This window comes from Paenibacillus helianthi (assembly GCF_001909055.1).
In the GTDB taxonomy this organism is placed as follows: domain Bacteria; phylum Bacillota; class Bacilli; order Paenibacillales; family Paenibacillaceae; genus Paenibacillus_AQ; species Paenibacillus_AQ helianthi.
Genome location: NZ_LVWI01000092.1, coordinates 144,404 through 165,392 on the forward strand (window position 1 = coordinate 144,404; position 20,989 = coordinate 165,392).

General features: G+C 44.2%; 10 protein-coding genes. All 10 read right to left on the minus strand.

Annotated elements, in window-relative coordinates:
• Positions 1-10: 10 nt before the first annotated feature.
• Positions 11-1,264 (minus strand): 4Fe-4S cluster-binding domain-containing protein, encoded by a 1,254-nt coding sequence (locus A3844_RS29355; RefSeq protein ID WP_143192196.1) that lies wholly within the window; start codon positions 1,262-1,264, stop codon positions 11-13.
• A 34-nt stretch (positions 1,265-1,298) separates the two neighbouring features.
• Positions 1,299-1,565 carry an acyl carrier protein gene (locus A3844_RS29360; RefSeq protein WP_074083261.1) on the minus strand — a complete coding sequence of 89 codons (267 nt, stop codon included), beginning with the start codon at positions 1,563-1,565 and terminating at the stop codon, positions 1,299-1,301.
• A gap of 17 nt (positions 1,566-1,582) precedes the next feature.
• Positions 1,583-4,120, minus strand: coding sequence for a non-ribosomal peptide synthetase (locus tag A3844_RS29365; RefSeq protein ID WP_074109325.1), 2,538 nt, complete (start codon positions 4,118-4,120; stop codon positions 1,583-1,585).
• 33 nt (positions 4,121-4,153) lie between these two features.
• Complete coding sequence (locus tag A3844_RS29370) at positions 4,154-10,123, minus strand: SDR family NAD(P)-dependent oxidoreductase (RefSeq protein ID WP_074109326.1); 5,970 nt, start codon at positions 10,121-10,123, stop codon at positions 4,154-4,156.
• Between the two features lie 44 nt (positions 10,124-10,167).
• A complete protein-coding gene (fabD, locus tag A3844_RS29375) occupies positions 10,168-11,394 on the minus strand; it encodes an ACP S-malonyltransferase (RefSeq protein WP_074109327.1) in 1,227 nt (408 codons plus the stop codon).
• A gap of 24 nt (positions 11,395-11,418) precedes the next feature.
• Complete coding sequence (locus A3844_RS29380; RefSeq protein WP_074109328.1) at positions 11,419-12,669, minus strand: macrolide family glycosyltransferase; 1,251 nt, start codon at positions 12,667-12,669, stop codon at positions 11,419-11,421.
• A gap of 12 nt (positions 12,670-12,681) precedes the next feature.
• The gene (rsgA, locus tag A3844_RS29385) at positions 12,682-13,746 is read right to left on the minus strand and encodes a ribosome small subunit-dependent GTPase A (protein WP_074083256.1); all 1,065 of its coding nucleotides are present in this window, start codon (positions 13,744-13,746) and stop codon (positions 12,682-12,684) included.
• Between the two features lie 90 nt (positions 13,747-13,836).
• Positions 13,837-14,289: a GNAT family N-acetyltransferase gene (locus A3844_RS29390; protein ID WP_074109329.1), complete on the minus strand. Its 453-nt coding sequence runs from the start codon at positions 14,287-14,289 to the stop codon at positions 13,837-13,839.
• A gap of 36 nt (positions 14,290-14,325) precedes the next feature.
• Positions 14,326-16,275 carry a carbamoyltransferase family protein gene (locus A3844_RS29395; RefSeq protein ID WP_074109330.1) on the minus strand — a complete coding sequence of 650 codons (1,950 nt, stop codon included), beginning with the start codon at positions 16,273-16,275 and terminating at the stop codon, positions 14,326-14,328.
• Positions 16,276-16,290: 15 nt separating this feature from the next.
• Entirely contained in the window at positions 16,291-20,784 is a 4,494-nt protein-coding gene (locus tag A3844_RS29400; RefSeq protein ID WP_074109331.1) for a non-ribosomal peptide synthetase, read from the minus strand.
• Positions 20,785-20,989: the final 205 nt, after the last annotated feature.

Here is a 20,989-nt window from a genome sequence, read left to right on the forward strand (position 1 = left end):
GGTTATAATACTAAAGCGACAGAAGATACTCATTTGTTCCATCATCTACCGCTTCTCCCGACTCATTTACGTAAGGGAGCCCATTATACTTAAGCACATGGTCAAGGCAATACATTTCGCCTTGTTTGTAATCGAGCAGCAGAATTTCTTCCGGCAAGGTCGGAACAAGCTGTTTCAGACGTTCAGGCAAGTACTGCGGAGCAACCGCTTGATGCCACTTCAACACGATCTTCTCCGGTTGCTTTATACTTGGATAGAATCCGCAAATCTCGAATTTGCCGAAATCGTGGGACGTCAGCAGGACACCTTTCTTTTCTAATCCACCAAGATTCCGTTTAGACTCTGCCACGTTTTGGAATGCTTCATCCAAGGTCAATGCATACTGCTCTACGCCGCGAACCGGCATAAATACCGTCATATAATAGGAAATGATTTGATTGTCCAGAAACTTGCGCTGCAAATCAATCAGAGTTTTGACCGATTCATTCACTCCACGAATGATTGCAGGCTGTCCTCTAACCTGCACACCGACTTCTTGCAGTGCCCGCGTTGCTTTGATTGCCAGTGGGCCGAACTCACCCGGATGATTGAATTGTGATATGACACTAACTTGCTTACCTTCCACACGACTGATTTGTCTGAAAAACTCCAATAACTCCTCATCAAGGAATCTCTCTGGGTAATAAGCTAACCCCTTCGTCGCAAACCGAACTAAACGGACATTCGGTGCCGCAAGCAACGAACCAATGAGTTCAGTTAACTCGGCTGTCTTGCGGAAAGAAGCAGGGTCGCCACCAGTCAGAAGGATATTATCGACATATGGGTTTTTCTCCAAATATTCAAGTGCTGCATTCAGTTTATCGTTTATTTTTTTATGCTCTTGCTCTTCATGCCGAATTTCGTTTACTTTGTAGCAGAACTGGCAATTGGCGATACAATAATCATCAATATGCAGAAGCAGCGTCTTTTTATATTTATGCTGAAGAAACGAAGTATCATCCTGACGATATGACCGATTACCATACGGATCAAATCTACCCTTAAAAGGCTTACTGCCCGGTGGAGGAAGCACAATATTGATCATTTGAGTGCGGTAAGGCTCAGTCTGTTCAGCAATTAGTTGGGCATAATAAAGTGTAACTTTAAATGGCATATAAGATTGTTCCAACAGTGTGCGTCTCTCTTCTTTTTCAGCTTCGCTCATCCCAACAATGACCGAAAACTCCTCGAAGCCTTTTTTGCCAACGAGCAATTCAAATTTCACAACCTATCATCCTCTCGGAATTATTTGTATTGAACTAATTGAGTGATGCATGACTGGCTTTCAGTAGAATAAAGCTAGCGATCGACTCCAATGTTGGATAATCGTTGAAATCGAATGTATCTTCATTAAATTCAATGTCGTAATGCTCTTCTACCGCGACGATGAGTTTCAAATATTGAATAGATGTAACACCCAACTCGAACAAATTTTGCTCCCATATACTGTCGTTCAGTTCTTTGCCCTGGGAAATTTCACGCGCGATTTGTAGTACCGTATGCTTAACAGCTGTTGTATCCATCATAATGCAACCTTCCTCTCTTATTGTTCGGCAACCTGGTCAATCCAGGCCGCCAGCTCTCGAATCGTGCTTAATGTTTTTATTTTTATGGAGACCATGTCATCAACCGGCATTGTAAACTTGTTTTCTACAGCTATCTCTAGCTGCACCGCGTGTAAAGAGTACCCGCCTAATTCGAAAAAGTTATCCAGAACAGATACCGAATTAGTCTGAAGGATTTCCTCCCAAGTCTCAATCAGAAACATTTCTGTCTCCGTCAATGCTTGCTCCGGTACCGCTGCTTCCTCCTTCTTGCAAGCATGTAGAGACTGTAGCGCTTTTCGGTCCGTCTTGCCATTGGGCGTCAATGGAATATGATCGACAGTAATCCATGTCCGGGGTACCATCGCGAACGGCATTTCGTTCACCAGATCATGTATAATGCTCTCCATCTCACTCGAATCAGACGGCAAAATATAAGCGGTGATTGATAGCTGATCGTTTCCATCGCTATTTACCGTAACGGCAGCGTTCTCAACATTTGGATGGCGTCTAAGGCTCATCTCTACTTCACTGAGCTCAATCCGGACACCTCGAATTTTCACCATATCGTCCGCTCTTCCGATATAGCGGAGTATACCGTCCGGCATGAGGCTAACCATGTCCCCGGTATGATATAGCAGTTGACCGTCATCGAACGGATTAGGAATAAACTTGCTGCTGGTCAACTCTGGCAAACGCCAATAACCCCGAGCCACTCCCAGACCCGAGATATACAATTCACCCGAGGCTCCAAGAGGCTGGAGTTGATAATGTCGGTTTAATACATATATTTTCGTATTATGGATCGGCCGTCCCAATTGCACGGTATCGGTAGCAGTAATTGGGTGAATTAATGACCATACCGACGTCTCAGTCGGACCGTACATATTATATATCGATGCATTCGTCCTGCTTCTCAATTTCGCTGCGAGCTTCGCCGGGAACACTTCGCCGCCAACCATTATCGACGTGAGCTTACTCCAATAATCAGGGCTCTCCTCGAAAGACAATAAGAATGTTAGCAGAGATGGTGTCAATTGAAGCATCTCTACATTATGAGTCGTTATCAAGGCGCCAATTTCTTTCGAATTTTTGCTCTGCCGATCGTTAGCCATTACGATTCGCATGCCGCATCCTAACGGGATGAGGCTTTCCAGGATAAAAATATCAAAGGAGTATGACGTTAATGAAATCATACTCTTGTTCTCGCAATACTCAATTTGGTCGCAAATGCCTTCGAACAAATTTGCAAGCGATCCGTGTTCAATCATGACACCCTTCGGCGTGCCTGTAGAGCCAGACGTGTAGATTAGATAAGCCAAATCTCCATAGCGGCAGGCTATCTGCAGATTATCTGAATCCCCCGTATATCCTGCTTCCTCATCCATTAAGATTAATTCAACAGGCTGTTCCTCTAAATTATGCCTAATCGCCGACTGTGTCAGAACGATGTTGCAGCTGCTATCTTTAAGCATATAAGATACCCGGCTGATTGGATAAGATGGGTCGATGGGGACGTAAGCCGCTCCTGCCTTCATAACAGCTAGCATCCCGACGATCATTTCCATGGAACGCTGCATATATAGACCAATAATTGTATCCCGTCCAATGTTCTTTGTCCGCAGCTTTCGTGCCATTTGATTCGCCTTCGCATTAAGCTCCCCGAAGGTTACCCGGCTTTGCTCGAACAATATGGCAATTCTGTCCGGATCCTGCGCGACTTGCCTTTCGAAACGTTCAACAAGTGTAAGTTGCTCGATAGCTATCTTGTCAGTCTTGTTCATGTTGGCCAGCAACTGTTTCTCACGTGCCGTCACAATATTTGCTTCCGCTAGCGGTTTATCCGGCTGCAGCAGCAGGCTCGGCAATACTTGCTTCACACGTTCATGCCAAAGCTCGATCATCTCCAGCGTATACAAGGTTTCATCATATCTGCTCTCAATTGTTATCTGGTCTTCATGCAGTTTGAACGAAAAGATCAAATCCACAGTAGCCAATTCATCTAAAGGTGTATCAGCCCATACATTATAAGTAATGACAAACGGCATACTTGGACGTTGCTTCTGTAAATTCAACATCGCTTGGAAGCCAGTAAATGGGTACGAACTGTACTTATGTGCTTCTTGATACTGCTCTCGCACCTCATATAAGTACTGCCTGAATGTCTGCTCTGGGCCCGTTATAACTGTACGTAACGGAAGCAGTGCCGTTAAGCCAGCTTCGCCATGCTCTGACGGAATCATAATCATCGCATCTTCTATGTTATTATAGCGAGAAAGCAAATAACTGGAAGCAGCCAGAAAAATAGCGAATATCCCCTGCTCCGATCGATTCCCAATCTTGAGGAGTAGCTGCGAGACTTCATTCGATAATTCACTCCGGTATAAGGCGTAGCATGATTCTTGCTTCTCATAGCCCACCTTGTCCGGCGGTAAGCCGGTCAGTTGATCGTGATCTCTCAATCTTTCCGTCCAATATTTCTTCTCTGCAGAAAAACCCAGTTCGAGCACTTTAGCCTCATAATCCAGTGTCTCCATAGGATACCTCCCTAGAGTAGCAATGGCTGCCCTCTAAAAATCAAATACGATCGACTCCTTGTGATTCGCGTCGGCTATATCACTTCCTACCAGCCTTATCTGTTGATACTTCACTTGCCGGTCATTCAGGATGGCCAGCAATATTTTGCGATAATGCTCCATCATCTTCGAAATCGTCTTGGCTTTGAACAGCTGTGTACGATACTCAATACGGAAACGTATTACTCCGTTTGATTCCATTGCTTCCCATGTCATATCGAATTTGGCCGTTCCATTTGAGTACGCCGTATTGATTTCTTGTATTACAAACTGCTCCAAACCGGATTCATAAACCGCAGCGTTTTGCAGAATAAACATCGTGTCAAATAAAGGATGCCTTCCCGGTTCATTTTTCAGACGAATTTTGCTCAGAAGTTCGTTGAACGGATATTGCTGATACTTGTAGGATTGAATAAGATCCGATTTAACCCTCATCAAAAAGTCTACATACCGCTCATCGTCCTTCACTGTCGTTTTGATCGTAAGCGTATTAATCAAGCAGCCGATAATCTCTTTGAATTTCCTCTCACTTCGTCCTTCAATAGGAAACCCGATTACAACTTCACGATCGCCGGTTATTTTTGTTAACAAGATGCTGTAGACAGACAGCAGCACCATGTAAAGCGTCGTTCCCGTTTCCCTACACAGTTCTAACGTTCGCACGGAAATCGTCGGGTCCAGCTCAAACGTGAGAGAATCGCCTTCCCAGGTAGGATGAACCGTTCTTGGGTAATCAATTGGGAGTTCTCTTCTTGGTGCCTGTTGCTCATACAGGGCAAGCCAAAAACGCTCCTGCTCCTCAAACGATTGACTTCGCTCGAACTGTCGCTGCCAATGAATGAAATCTTTATACTGATATGGCAGAGGCTCAAGCTCCAGCCCTTTATAGAACGATTGAAAATCCCGAATCATAATTTCGATCGAAGTACCATCAGCAATTAAATGATGCATATCAAACATTAACAAATGTTTATCCGTAGCAAGCTCGGCGTATTCAATCCGCATTAATGGCGGATTGGCCAGCTCAAATGGCCTTACAAATCCGCGAATATGCTCCTGAACATTCTCTTCATCGACTTTTCCGTAGACAACTTTAAGCCGTATATCATCCGATTCAAGAAACTGTATATACTCGTTATTTATCTGTTTAAATCCGGTACGGAGTACATCATGGCGCTCTATTAATTTTTGAACTGCAAATTCAAGTCGGTCCAAGCGAATTTCGCCGGTGAAAATATAGAAGGAAGGCAAGTTATAGGCTGTATTAATCAGACCTCCCCGCTCAGCCAATAAAATGCTCCGCTGAGCGTACGAAACCGGATAACTTTCCTCTCCAAGGTTCCCTTTGTAATCAGAATCAGGAACGTGATCCGAAAGTCTGCGTTCGCCGACGCTGTCAATAAAACCTGACAATCCACCTATGCTCGGATAGTTGAAAATGGTAGACACATCGAGAACACTACCGTATTGCTTGAACAATTTCTCGTATATTTGCAGTGCAAGTATGGAATCTCCGCCCAGAGCATAAAAGTCGTCATAGATATAAATAGACTCAAGTCCGAGCACTTCCGCCCATGCATGAGCTACAATCCGCATCGTTTCAGTAACCATTTCACCCTTACCTGCCGATACCTGAACCTGTTTGCGTGCAGTTACCGGTTGAGAAGTTTGATCCGTTCTGTTGCTTTTGCTACCCGTAGACACTTTACCTGCGATGCTGGTATGTATCCCGAAGTAATAGTTGTGCTTCATCTTTGCATCGAACAGCTTGTCATTCAATTGGCCATATAGAACGTTTCGCCTTTGCTCCAATAATGCCGTATCCATCACTTCCAACGCTTCACTTGTTCCTAGCGGTATGATGAAATAGTTTTCAATATCAGATTGGTTCGCAACTGACATACCAGTCTGGGACCACGGTGGCCAATTGATTGCAATCGTCGGTTTACCTCGCTGATTTCGGCTATCGCAGAACGTGTCCAAATAGCAATTGGCCGCAGTATAGTCCGATTGCCCCGCTTCGCCTATGAATGACATCGCTGAGGAGCTGACGAGGAAAAAATCAATTTCCAAGTGACTAGTAAGATTATCAAGCAGCCACGCCCCATACGCCTTGGTTGCAAATACTTTCTGCATATCGGTATGTTTTTTAGTATAGAGCAGACCTTTACCGGCAACTCCCGCATTATGAATAATGCCATTTATTTGCCCGTATTGCTGTAGAATATCGGTAACGATTTGTTCCATTCGAATCGGGTCGGCAGTATCTCCCTGATATAACTTAACCGTAGATCCTGTATCCTCAATGTACCGGATAGCTGAGATTTTTTCATCGATATCCGGGCGGTTTGACTTGGGTTCGATATCAATGTTGCGATTGATTAAAATGAGATGCACAGCCTTCTTCGCTGCCCAATGCTTGGCGATCGCCAGCCCAATACCACCCAACCCGCCCGTAATAACGTAGACGCCATTCTCGGTAATATCCAAACTTTGGGCATCGACAGACGGAAGACTCGGTGCCAACTCCGGCTCATAGGCAGTTCCTTTCCTGAATGACATTGTGAAACGGGTGCTCCGTAAGGCAAGTTCTCTCATAAGCGCTTCTACAGTGGTGTGTTCGTCTATGTCTATGCAGCGGAACGTCCAATTCCGCAGCTCCTGCGATGCCCCTCTCAGCAACCCTATAGCTGCTGCAAGATGAGGATTCAGCCGCGTATCGTCTCCGGAGATAGCATATGCATTGCGCGTAATTAAGGAAACCTCTAACGAATGATCAAGCTGAATGGTAGTCAACTGCTTCATCAAATGGAACAGATCGTAAACGCCTCTTTGCACATGATCTTGAAGATCTCCGAACGACTCCACCGGGTCGGTTAAATCAAGAGAGCTGCAATGAATCAATCTACTAATTTGAGCTTCTGCACAAATATCGGCGATCGATTTCATCCCTTGCATAGAGGGATCCACAATATAGCTTTGTCTATCCAATCGTTTGCCATCGATACCGCCTGCGAGGCCAATTTCAATCTCGAAGACCTCATTGCCTTGACGCTTCAACGAATCGATGATACTCTCGCTTACTCCTTTCTGGTCCTTAATAACCGCAATGCGCGAAGGGCTTATGACGCTTCGGTCCACTTCCTCCATAGGCTTCCACTGCACATTGTAATAGGAAGAGCTAACCGGCTTCGATTCCACTTGGAGTGACGGCTCAGAAATCCGTTTTATCACATAATTATCCAGGACTCCGAATACTTGCCCGCTCATATCGATTAATTGGATATCAAATGATATCGCTTCAGGATCTTGCATATCCGGTGTTTCATGTATTTTAATATAGCTGTAGAATTGTGACCGTTTTCCTCCATCAAATAAAAACGAAGAGGCTGATAAGGGCAAGTAGGTACCTCGTCCAACATCTTGGCTCGCTATATTTAACGCTGTATCCAGTAGCGCAGGATGTAAATTATAGTGCACCATATCCGATTGATACACCTCAGGTAATCGAATGTGCACCAATAGCTCCCGGTCACCAAATCTAATTTCTTGTACATTAGACCAACGAGGACCGAATTCGAATACACGGCCTGCCGTTTGCTCTGAATCAGGCCGCTGCAAATACGGCTTGACTGCCAACCGTAATTGCTCCAAATCGATTACACCCAGACTCCCCGTCCAGCTCTTTACTCTAGCCTTCGCATGCAGTTCCCAGCCCGTCGATTGCGAGGCAGGCTTGCTCGCTACCGTGATACTGTAGCCCTCCCGCTCTTCCAAGACGGTGGTATGAACCTCTCTTGCCTCTCCTTCCCGACATATTAATGGATTGATCAACAGAAACTGCTCAAACTCTATACTATGACCATTTATCGCCAGTTGCCCTGCCTGACGCATTAGCTCCATCACAGCCGTACCAGGTAAAATCGACTGACTCCCCAGTTTGTGCTCACTCAGCTCCCAATGCAAATCAGGCGACATAACATTCCTATATATCGTTTGATTATTGGATACAAGCGCTAGTTCTCCGAGCAGAGAATGGTTGGATAGTCGGTGCTGCGTAATCGGAGTCACTCGCAAAGCGTCTGCCCAACATCTCACTTTCGAAAACGGATAGGTCGGCAAATGCAGGATTCGTCTCCGTTCGCCTTCATACAATGCCTGCCAATTCAGGCTGCCCCCGCGAATATATAGCTGGCAGGCGTTCAGTAACGATTGTTCACTGGACCGAACATCACCGGATATAAGCAGCAATGAGAGTTCGTGATTAAGCTGTTGCAGATCGAACGAAGTCAGTTCTCCCGCGTCCAGCACCTTTTTATCATCAGCTACTATTCTATAACTACCATATAATACACGCTGTTCTCCTTCTGCTACCCTCTCGCTGCGGACCCAACACTTCAGCATGTGTACTAATTCACCAGTACTCGCAGCAACGATGGCAAGCCGATGAAAGGCATGCTTCCGTCCTGTATTGACTGTGAAGCATATATCATGAAAGCGAGGTCGATGATGCTCTATATGTGTAATGTGTTTTTCCGCCAGCTCACGCAGCGTCTCTTGCGAGTTCGCCGAAAGCGTGAACATATCGAGCCCTTCCTGTTGCTGCTGACAGCCGGTATCCTGCAGCGGTGCTGGTGCCTCCTCCAACACAATATGGCAATTTGTACCACTAAACCCAAATGAACTCACGCCGGCCCTTCTCGGCTGCGTTCTGTGCTGCTCCCACTCTTTACGCTGTTTAACTACATAGAATGGAGAATCTATAAAGTTAATAAGTGAATTGGGTTCATTGAAATGTAAACTGGCCGGCATCGTCCGATACTTCATGGACAACACAACTTTAACAATCCCGGCAAGGCCCGAAGCTGCGACCGTATGTCCCATATTCGTTTTGATTGAGCCTATTCCGCAAAATTGTCTGCCTGCCGTGTAACGTCTGAACGCTCTAGTCAATCCTTTGAATTCTACGGGATCTCCAAGTACAGTCCCGGTTCCATGCGCTTCTATATAAGATAGCGATGCCGGGTTAATCCCAGCATCTTCCCATGCATCAAGATATAACTGTTCCTGAGCGTCGGCATTCGGAGAAGTTAATCCCTTGGAGGCTCCATCACAGTTGATCGAGCTGCCTTTTATAAGAGCATAAATATCGTCTCCATCAGCCTTCGCTCGTTGTAGCGGTTTCAAGATGAGCGCAATGACGCCTTCCCCTAATACAGCTCCATCCGCTGTCTGATCGAAGGTAGACACTTGATTGCTTGCAGACGACACAATATTCATACCATTATCTTTAAGCGGTACAAGCTGTATATTCACCGCTCCTGCAACGGCAACGTCGCAATCTCCATTTAGCAAGCTTTGTTTCGCTTGATGCACTGCAACAAGTCCCGACGAGCATGCGGTATCAATTACAGCAGACGGACCCTTGAAATCAAAGTGATGTGAAATTCGTCCGGATAAAATACCTGTATACGATCCGGTAAGATGCGATGGGTCCGGCTCCATTACCATTTTATAGATAGGTAGATCCGAATGATCCCGACCGATAAAAACCCCTGTTCTGCTTCCCTTTAATTTATTCCCACCGTATCCGGCATCTTCAAGCGCTTCGGATGTCACCTCCATCATGAGCCGTTGAGCAGGCTCCATATACTTCGCTTCTCTAGGAGATATGTTGAAATAAGCGTAATCAAAGTGGTCAATTCGTTCCAAATAACCACCTAGCGAAAAAATGCCTTCATCCACATCGGCTGATGAATCTCCGAGAAAGAAGTAGGCTTTGTGCGGATCCTGGAATATTCTCTTGACGTCTTGTCTTCGCTGGAGTGGAAGCTCCCTTATGCAATTCCAGCCATTATACAACACATCCCATAGCTCATCCGTATTATCCGCATTTGGAAATCGGCAGGAAATTCCTATTATTGCAATATCATCATTACGATTCGATGTCCCATCAGAGCTCATTCGTCATAGCCTCCATCTCAACAATAATTGAGATCTAACGCACCCTACACCCATCCGGGATCCGTTGTCTCTTGCATCAGTTTGTCGAATATATCACATTGAACGGAAGCAGCAAGTCCCTTCTCCATCATCATTTGTTTAATAACTGTAATGGCTTCTATCATTTCTTCCTGAGCATTCTCTATTTTCTCCGAACGCTTTTTCAGCGTCTGCAGACGCTTATACATATTTGTAATTGCGGTCAGGCTCTGCTCTGACTGTTGCCCCCGATTTGGAGTCGCTACCGCAGTGGCAAGACACCAAGATATTACCTGAGAAGGCATGAGCGGCGCCCACTTCATACGTTTCAGTTCAGCTAGATCGCCCGGATCATCGAACGCATAACAGCGCAAATCATTGTCCGTGTTCTTAAATAAATTTCGCAGTGTGGTGCCAGGCCCTAATTCAACGAACCGGTCGATACCTTGCCGAGTAAAAAAATCCATCGATGCCTTCCACTGAACGGTGGCCGATATTTGTGAAGCAAGAGCAGTCTTTAGCTCGGAACTTCTTCTGTAGGGTAATCCGGTTAAATTAGAAATAACTAATTTATCCGTTGAATACAGCGTGTATTTATCAAACTCTTTCCTGAACGTTTGTGCCGCTCTCACCATTAAGGGGGAATGAAAGGGCGCCCCTACTTGAAGAGAGATCGCGGACGCCCGAGCGAATTGTTGCTGCAGCCGCTCGGAAACTTTAATAACAGCCGAACGATGACCTGAAATAACGACTTGATTATTGCTATTCACGTTCGCTACTGTGACTAAACCACTCTCGTCGGATACCTCTTCGCAAGCCTCGTAAATCGAGGTAATGCCCACGCCTCGTATGGCCTGCATTAATCCCGTTCCAGCTTCAACCGCTTCATACATCAGTTGGCCACGTACCTGTACCAACCGAAGCATGTCGTCGAATCGAATGACGCCGGCACAGCATAGCGCGCTGTATTCTCCCAGACTGTGACCGGCATAATAAGCGGGCGTTATACCAACCTCATTCACGAAAATCTGATACGCTGCTACGCTTAGGGTGACAATGGCGGGCTGTGTAATGCGGGTATCAGCGAGTTGTTCTGTTTCCCCTTCGAAGCATATACGCTTCAAGTCATATTTCAATACTTCGCTTGCTTCCTCGAATACTCGTCTCACTATTGAATACTCCTTATACCAACGCCGACCCATCCCGGAATATTGCGACCCTTGACCTGGAAATAAACACGCTAAACGCTCGATTTCTCTCTCCTCCTACCTAATTGCTTAACGAATCTCATGAATCTGCTTGAAGCGCTTCATTTGTACCCACACCTCATCAAGCCCGCCAGATAAACGCAAGGATTCACCGACGAGTCTACAGTTCGACTTTATTTCTTCACTCTCCAGCACTTCCTTAGCTGTACTTGCCAGCGAATGAGGGGTAATTGTATCGAGTTCGAGTTTCATTCCCACGCCTAATTGTTCTACTCTTTCGGCTACTAGAAATTGATCTACTGCTCTAGGTATGACGATGACCGGCACGTCATGAAATAACGCTTCGTTAATACTATTGAACCCGCCGTGAGTAATAAATAAAGTTGTCAGCCTCAGTAGCTCTTGTTGTGAAACCCAAGGCATAAGCTCAATATGACACGGCAGCTCAGTGTGCAAATCCAGTTCGACGTTACCGGTAGAAATCACTACACGTCCATTAAAGTCCCTGAATGCTTCAATACACATTGCGTAAAATTGCGGTTTATGATTAAATACGGTACCAAATGAAATATAAATAAGCGGAAGCCGTTTATCGGCATCCGCTTGCTCCGTTATTGTATGATCCGAGAATGATGTTTGCTTTATAAGCGGTCCTACAAACCGAAAAGAGGAGTCAAATGAATCCATATGAATCTGAAACAATGAAGACGTATATACAAAATTCAATTCCTGTTTATTAACAAGCAGATCGATCAAATCGTCGCTTTCCTCTGTTAAGTCTCGCATTGCTGCAAACATAAGCTTCAGCATTCTCTGTACCGCACGTCCCTGCTTCGGAAACAAAGCATTCGGACTGTCAGTCGGCATTAATAATACGTTCTGGATGAACTGCTCCGGGTACTTATCATAAATATCCTGGTTATACCCGAATGTCGTGATTGATGATACGGCCGGAAGTCGATTGATACGCGCCGTCATTTTACCCCAGCTGCAAAAAGAGTCATGGATAATGTAATCAATATTACTGCTTGAAATCAACGCATTCAAGACCGGTACCAGCCGTTCCCGGGCTTGTAATAGCTCCAGAAGCAAGCCAGCGAATTCCGAAAGCTTATCTGTTCCAGCTGTTTCTGACCCGGATGGTGAATATTCTTCTTCTGACGCCAGGAATAACGCTCCGCTATTTTCAATGGCTTCCCGGAAGTTTTCATTGCCAAAAAAATATACGGTCTCACCGTGTTGAACCAAAAGGCGGCTTAATCCGAGTAACGGCCTCATATGACCAAAAAGAGGAAATCCTATAAGTAATACGTTCGACATATCGACCTCATCCTAGAATCTTTTTCGTTTTCGATCGATCGATTGAAACAGCTTCTTCATTTTCACCTTCTGTTTCAATTGTTCCCGCTCATTTTCTTTACGCTCTAGATGCTGCGATTCTTTTTGGAGCTTCATGTAGCTCTTGAATCGCTCGGCGCTAAGCTGGCCTGATTGAATCGCTCTTTCAACCTCACACCCCGCTTCTCCTTGGTGAAGACAGTCTCGATACTTGCACCTAACAGCGAATGATTGTACATCTTGAAAGTTATAATCTACCTGCTTATTCGTCCACAACTGCAATTCGCGCATACCAGGCGTATCGATAATCATTCCGCCTCTAGGGAGCATTACTAATTGCCGATGCGTCGTTGTATGTTTGCCCAACCCGTCATGTGCCCGCACAGCGCCTACAGCCATTATGTCTTGCTCACTTAAACAGTTCATTAAGGTCGACTTGCCAACACCTGAAGAACCCAGCATTGCGATCGTCTGACCGGGTTGACAGTACACGTCTAGCGCTTCAATCCCTTGTCGGTTCACCACACTAATGACATGCGTTGGTATAGCGGGTGCAAATTGCTGCACGAGACTAATTTTATGTTCAACATCATCGCATAGATCGGCTTTGCTCAGCACTATGACTGGATTTGCACCGCTCTCTCTTGCCATAACCAGATACCTTTCCAGCCGGCGTAGATTAAAGTCATTGATTAAAGAATTGACCAGAAACACCGTATCGATATTCGCAGCCAGCACTTGTTCTTCAGTGGTGTTACCAGCCGATTTCCGAGAGAACTTACTGAACCTAGGCAATATCGAATGAATAACACCTTTCTCCTCTTGATTAACCTGCCGATAGATGACCCAGTCTCCCACAACGGGAAAATCACGTTTATTGGCAGCTTCATAACGGAACCTTCCGGATACGTTTACATGAACCTTTGTATCTGTGCCCATCATGATTGTATATAGATTCCGCTGTTCTTCGATTACTCTTCCGACCTGGAATCCTTGTTGTTGATACGAATAAAAATAAGGATCGAATTCTTGCCTCCATCCTAACAAGTCAAGATTCATTTAACCACTCCAAATATTAATGTACTAGAGAATAATATTCGCGTTCGCAAGATAATATTGGTATAAAAAAACTTTCTTCCATACATCAATTTATTTTAGTGAGTAGCATCGGACAATTTCATCACCAATAATCTCTCCATTAATATGAAATCCCATCATCTCATATAAGTTAGCCGCAGCAACATTATTGGCCCGATGTCCAAGTTTTATTTTGTCCGTATCGTACTTATTCTTGAAATAATGGATGAACTCAGTAAGCGCTTGCATGGCATAGCCTTTTCTTTGAAACCTTTCATCAATCATGAACGTCGTTATCCAATACTCGCCATCATCCGGATCTAAATTGTAGATTAGAAAGCCTACCATAACTTCGTCGGCATAAATTGCCTTCAGACAAAAATGAGTGGCATACTTGGATTCTGCAATCCAGTAAACGATCGGGCATGGATACAGGCTAAGCTGCTCCTCACTTACGCGAAGTTGCGTCGCCTCATACCAGTTGTGCTCTGTAATTTCTTCTAAATGAACGTTAACCTTATTCAATACTAACTCCTCACTTTCATAGTTTACAAAATGGGATCAACGCTTCGGTTGGATCGATATAAGTCGATTTGTCCACAGCTCTGTTAGACTCTCAATCACTGGTGCTGACAATTCACTTAAATCCGTATTCTTTACGACGGCTTCATATAATTCCTCAGTAATCGCAGATTCGCTTCCCGAATAACGATGTCGAATCCCATAGCCAATTCCCCCTGTATGATGAGTGCCACTACAAACAATCTCAGCATATGGCATAAGCACAGCCTCGTACGAAGCCCAATCTTGATATTCCGCGGCCTTCTTGCGGATAACATAATTCCCTATGCATAATCCATTAAGCTCTGTTGTCAAATAGCAGGCCAACGCATCGTGAACCGAATTTACAATAGGTTCCGCATTGTTATTGAAAGAAGTATTCAGAACGATCGGGATACCTGTTCTCTGCTGAAAATTTCTTATTAACTGATAGAATAATGGATTGGTATCTTTCCTTACCGTCTGTACCCGAGCCGTACCATCGACGTGAGTAATGGCGCCAAGTTCGGAGCGCCACTGCTCTTTCACATTCAATACGAACACCATATAATCAAGTGAGCTGCGCCCATCTATGACGTCGAAATAGGTAGGTGCTTCCGATGCTAATACAGCCGGTGCGAATGGCCGGTAACCTTCACGTTTCTTTACCATTGAATTTATAATTGTCTTGTTCTCGCTAGGGCGGGGATCGGCAATGATGCTGCGATTGCCAAGGGCTCTAGGACCGAATTCAGAGCGTCCCTGAACCCATCCGATTACTTTACCCTCCGCCAGCATTTCCGCTGCTGCTTCGGTAATATTGTCTACCTGCGCAAATTCCACCAATCCATTCCACTTAGCAAGCTCTCTTTCAACAGATTCATCCGGTGGTAAATCAGTACCCCAGTATACATCGGTTATTTGCTCCCGCTTCCGCTCAGGCTTATTCGTATAATATACATGAAGGGCAGCCCCGAGAGAGCAGCCCGCATCATGAGCTGCCGGTTGTACAAATATCTCGTCGAATAAGCCGGAATAGTAGATTTTTCCGTTCATTGAGCAATTGTGCGCAACCCCGCCTGCCATGCAGAGCTTCCGGATCGATGTTTCTTTTTTGAAGAAAGTCAACATATGCAGTACGATTGTCTCCAGCATTTCCTGCAGACTCGCTGATATATTTTGATGCACTTGAGTGAACGTCTCCCCCTTCCGGCGAGGCGTCAAGTATTCATAGAGCAATCCTATTCTTTTCGTATGCAGGGTATACGTACCATCTGGATGTAATGTATAAAATTTTCTGAATACACTGCGATATACCGAAGCGTCACCATATGGAGCAAGCCCCATCACCTTATACTCATCGAACAGCTGGTAACCAAGAAACTTGATGACTTCCAAATAAAATAGACCTAAGGAGTTGTCCTCCGGAATAGTATGCAAAGTGTTTATTGTCTGGCCATCCACAGTAGATTGAATTAATCCTGACAGGCCGTCTCCAGTACCGTCCAACGACATGATGAGACTTTCGTCGTATCCCGATGCATAGTAAGCGCTCATCGTATGGCAAATGTGATGAGGGACGAAAATAATTTTCTCAGCAGAAAATTCACTTCCCAAATACTTTTGTAACTTCGAGGCCATATAATTTCTCACCGAATGAATCAATGGCTTGTCCGGGTGATTCCACGTATGTAATTTCAACAGTTGATCGATGTAATGCTCTGTACCGTATACCGCTATATAATCAATATCCTGCAGGGTGACCTGTCTCTCAGTTAGACAAAATTCAATTGCGGCTATAGGTAAACGATTTGTATGCTTAATGCGATTCAATCTTTCTTCTTCTATAGCAGCAACTACATGACCATCCTCAATTAATACGGCTGCAGAATCATGGGCCTTGCCGTAAGGAAACTCAATGATTGTGTCATGAATACTATCTATGCCACCCGATATGCCGAGAATTAGCATCTTCTCACCCTTTTATCATAGTTGGAATAGCTGATTAAGCTCTTCTGTCGATAAGCCGGCCAGTTCGAAGTCGGAGGACGTGAACTCCAGTTCTTCTGTAGTTCTACAATGCTCGGCTATTGACTTGATATGCTCTAGAAATGCTTCCATAAACCGTTCCATATGCTCAGTAGTTAATCTGTTTTGATTGTAAGTAATTTGTATTTTTAGCTTATCGGAAACTACCAGGCAGTTCAATTCTATTAAACTGCTAAGCTTATTCGCGCGACTCGATTCAACGCCGGTCTCTTCAAATACAATTTGGAAGTATTCATTGTCTACTGCCTTAGAGAACTCTCCTAAATAATTGAAACGAATGACATCAGACTCGCTTTCCTGTACCATGCCGCAAATGTACTTATATATGCCGTAATTTCTTCCATTATGAGGAATCCGTCTGACTAGTTCCTTTACCTCCTTGATCTGCTCGTCAAGCTCATTGCTTGTCAGATCAGCATGAAGAGGATAGAAGCTTGTGAACCATCCGACGGTCTCGGTTAAATCCAACTGCGGGACACCCTCCCTACCATGCCCTTCAAGCTCTAGCGTTATAGCCTGCATAGATGTCAGTTCTCTGATCGTGCGCATTAACGCCAACAGCAGCAGCTCTTTTGTCTGCGTATTATAGGCGATGTTCGCGTTGGTTAATAGATTGCTCGTGATGCCCTCCGGTACTTCGGTATAAAGGGTATAAGCCTCATCTGTCGAGCTCTCCGCCTCGATTGCGTATGGATACTTGAATAGACGTCCCGCCGAGTCCAACCAATAGTCCAGCTCGTTATCCGGCATTACCTGACTTTGTAAATATAAATCCTCGGCCCATGCCTTGTACGAAGATGTTTTAAATGGCAGTTCCAACTCTCTTCCTTCCCGAAGCTGCTTCAATAGCATATACAAATGCGATAAAATAATCCGCCATGATACTGAATCCATCACCAGATGGTGAGCGGTCAGTAGCAGATGGTTGCCTTGCTCACCAAGCTCAAACAAACATGCTTGCACTAGCAGATCCCGGTTAAGCTGCGTTTCACTCTTCATCTTCGTTGCCATTTCGATCACATATTCAGCTTGCCGGTCCGGCGCAAGACTAGATAAATCATACCGTTCAATACTCTGCTGATGAATTAAATGATCTTTATTAAAAAACAATCCGTTGTTTGAATCGTAGTTGAGTCTAAGCGCATCGTGGTGTCTTATAATTACGTTCCAGCATAGTATCAGTTCATGTAGCGTTACGGTCGGCGAGATCGAGATCATAATGGACTGATGATAATGCTCCTCGTGATTCAACTGCAAGGACTTAAACCACATAATTGGAGGCGTTTGCGGCAGTATTCCGCTTATTTCATCACGCGATCCAATAACCTTGTACGCTCTTCGGACAGATAAGCTCATTTCTCCTATGATAGGACTTTTCAATATTTCCGCCGCAGTTATTGTGAACCCCAAACTTTTCATCCGTGATGATATCTGAATCGCACTGATAGAGTCTCCACCCAGATGAAAGAAATTGTCGTTTATTCCGATGCGGACAAGGTTCAACGTCTCTTGTATTGTTTCAACCAGAGCGACTTCGATTTCATTGCGTCCATCGACGTGATTCTGCTGATCACCTTTCATTACCGGCTTTGGCAAGTCACGAATATCTACCTTTCCATTGATAGTCAATGGAATCTGTCGAAGAGGCATAAAATAGTCCGGAACCATATATGCAGGAAGTTTCATTGCCAGGTATGATGCCAGGTCGTTATCCTGAATGGATGTTTTCGCAACCAAATATGCACACAAGTGTGAATTTCCTGTCGGGCTTTTAATCTCGGTTACGATCGCCTCCCGAATGGCGGGATGGTTCAAGAGATGATATTCGATTTCATTAAGGTCAACCCGGTTCCCCCTAATCTTCACAACCTGATCCGCTCTGCCCTCGTAGAAGAGAATCCCGTTTGGTGAGGTATGAGCCAAGTCGCCTGTCTTGTACAATCTTTCATTCAAGTGAGGGTGATGAATGAAAGACTTAAATGTTACATCCGGCAGGTTCAAGTATTCCTTCGCAAGTCCGCTCCCGGCAATATAGATCTCCCCTGTAACCCCTTGAGGAACTGGCATCAGATCAGGGTCTAATACATACACTCGAATATTATCAATAGACATACCGATTGGAACCGAAACCTCTTCAGAACAAGCAGGATCAAATTTATGAATCATGCAGCCCACCGTAGCTTCAGTAGGACCGTACTCGTTATAAATCTCAACGTCATGTCCGAATGAACTCATGATGGTTTGTGCCAGACTTACTTTCAAGTCCTCGCCACCCACAATAAATCTCTTCACACCTGCCGCAATATAATTTTGATGCGCAATCAAAGAGAGATGCGATGGGGTAAGCTTGATTACAGTCGATTTATTCTCCCTCAATATCTTATATAGTACATGTTCTTCTGCGACCGGAGGGTATACGATAATTTGCCCTCCGCTAACAAGAGGCGTGAAAATCGATGTAACTGTCAGATCGAATGCCAGCGAAGTGAATAGTGAAAAAACTTCAATCTCACTCTTCACATAAGTATTTTTCGCCCATAGAATATAGTTCAACAGCGCTTTATGATCAATCACTACACCTTTTGGCTTTCCCGTCGAGCCCGAGGTATAGATTACATAGGCGGTTCCGTCCAACATATGTTTAGCAATGTCCGGATCGCACGTATTTTCTTTGGACCACTTATCTGCTTCACGCAAATCGACGGTAATATCCACCTTTATTGGATTTATCTTATATCGATCCTCATTAACAAGCACAACCGAAATATCAGAATCAGCCAAAATCAATTCTATTCTTTCCCTTGGTGAATCCGTATCGATTGGGACATACGCTGCACCTGCTTTCATTACGCCTAATATACCGACTATTGATTCGATTGAATGGACCGTAACTAACCCAACCAGATCACCAGGAGCGATATTACATTTCATTAAATACCCAGCCAAGCGGTCTACTTCTTCATTCAACTCTTTGTAAGTTAACCATCGGTTATTTAAAGTGACAGCAATCCGGTCAGGTGTCTCCGCTGCCTGTTTCTCGAACAACTGTATTACGTTCGTATTGGGCAGCTTTGCATCTTGAGCACGATGACTGGAATCAAATAGCTTGTCCATCTTAGTTTTAGACAATAGCGTCAGTTTACCAACTAATTCGTACGGATTTTCCGTAATTTGATCGATAAGACTGTTCAGTTGATCGTGCAGGGCTGCAATATCCGATCCGGAATAGTTCTTTTCTTTATAATCGTATTCTATTGTCGCAGTATTCTCATCCCCCCATTCCCGGATGATCATTTGCAAAGAATAAGATTGTCGGCCGTTATAAAACTCCACGTTGTCGACTTCCAAATGTCCAAGCTCTCGCCTAAACTTTGTATTATAATAATTGACGCATATGTCAAACAGCCGATTGTCCCCGTGTTCACGTGCGAAGTTAATATCCTTCATCAATAAGTCGAATGGATACTTTTGATGTTTGTAGCAACTAACCGCTTCAGTGTATACGAGTTTGAAAAACTCATAGGCTGATAAAATGCCATCGATGTTTCTAATTCGGATCGGTAAAGTATTCGTAAACATTCCGAAAATACCCTTTTCAATCCGGCTCATCCTGTTTAATGCAGGCGATCCGATTATTACATCTCTTTCGAACGTCGTTTTGTATAAATAGATCATTAAAAGTGCAATGTATATAGAATTAATAGAACAATTGGTATCCGAAGCCATTTTTTTTACTTTCATAAATTGGGGCTGATCCATAAAGAAGGTCATACGCCTGCCCTTAGGATCATCCATAGATCTAAACGGAAGTTTGGACGGTAGATCAGCATATTTAGTATTCCAGAACCTTTTATCCCGTTGAAATCTGTCTGATTGCAGATAATTCTGTTCCTGATTAATGTAAACCGTGTAACGGTTTTCGAACATCTCATGCGCAGGTTGCCCATTAAGAAGCGCCAAATATAGTTCCGCTATTTGATTGGTTAGAATTTCACATGACCAACCATCCGCAATTATATGATGCATTTTAATAAAGTAACCACCCGTACCGCCTTCGATTGTGAATAGGGTAAAATAAAAAAGCCTATCCTCCAAAATAGAGAACGGCTTTGCCGATTCATTAACCATAAATTGCTCAATACTTTTCTTGTCATCTTCTAACTTCTCAAAATGAAAGTATGGCAATGCCTCTTCCCGGTGCTCCTCAACATACTGCCTGACTTCCCCATTATGTAACTCGAATCGTAATCTTAAACCTTCATTCATACGAACCGCCAATTGTATGGCTTTTTCTAACGCGACTAAGTCTATCTCTCCTCTGAGGAATACTGCTCCACCAATGTTATATATTGATGTGGAAGGGGAGAGTTGCTCCTCATACCATATTCTTTTTTGAGCATGGGTTAATCCGTAATATACCGGGAAACTCATTATTCATGCCTCCTAAAAAATATGCTTTATTCAAGTGATTAGAACGCATAGCTTCGCCCTTTCATGTATTTAAACAATACACTACAGAACCGACCTTTATCCTCATCCGTCCGCTAACGTGTCGAAACATCGATTAACCTGCAAATGATTTATATATTATCGCATATTTGTAATTTTGAAACATATTATTACTATTATATCATTA

Bases quoted from the DNA above. Each gene is read 5' to 3' on its own strand.
- A3844_RS29400 (WP_074109331.1), bottom strand. From the start codon at position 20,784: ATGAGTTTCCCGGTATATTACGGATTAACCCATGCTCAAAAAAGAATA.
- A3844_RS29380 (WP_074109328.1), bottom strand. From the start codon at position 12,669: ATGTCGAACGTATTACTTATAGGATTTCCTCTTTTTGGTCATATGAGG.
- A3844_RS29395 (WP_074109330.1), bottom strand. From the start codon at position 16,275: ATGCTAATTCTCGGCATATCGGGTGGCATAGATAGTATTCATGACACA.
- A3844_RS29370 (WP_074109326.1), bottom strand. From the start codon at position 10,123: ATGAGCTCTGATGGGACATCGAATCGTAATGATGATATTGCAATAATA.
- A3844_RS29365 (WP_074109325.1), bottom strand. From the start codon at position 4,120: ATGGAGACACTGGATTATGAGGCTAAAGTGCTCGAACTGGGTTTTTCT.
- A3844_RS29360 (WP_074083261.1), bottom strand. From the start codon at position 1,565: ATGATGGATACAACAGCTGTTAAGCATACGGTACTACAAATCGCGCGT.
- rsgA (WP_074083256.1), bottom strand. From the start codon at position 13,746: ATGAATCTTGACTTGTTAGGATGGAGGCAAGAATTCGATCCTTATTTT.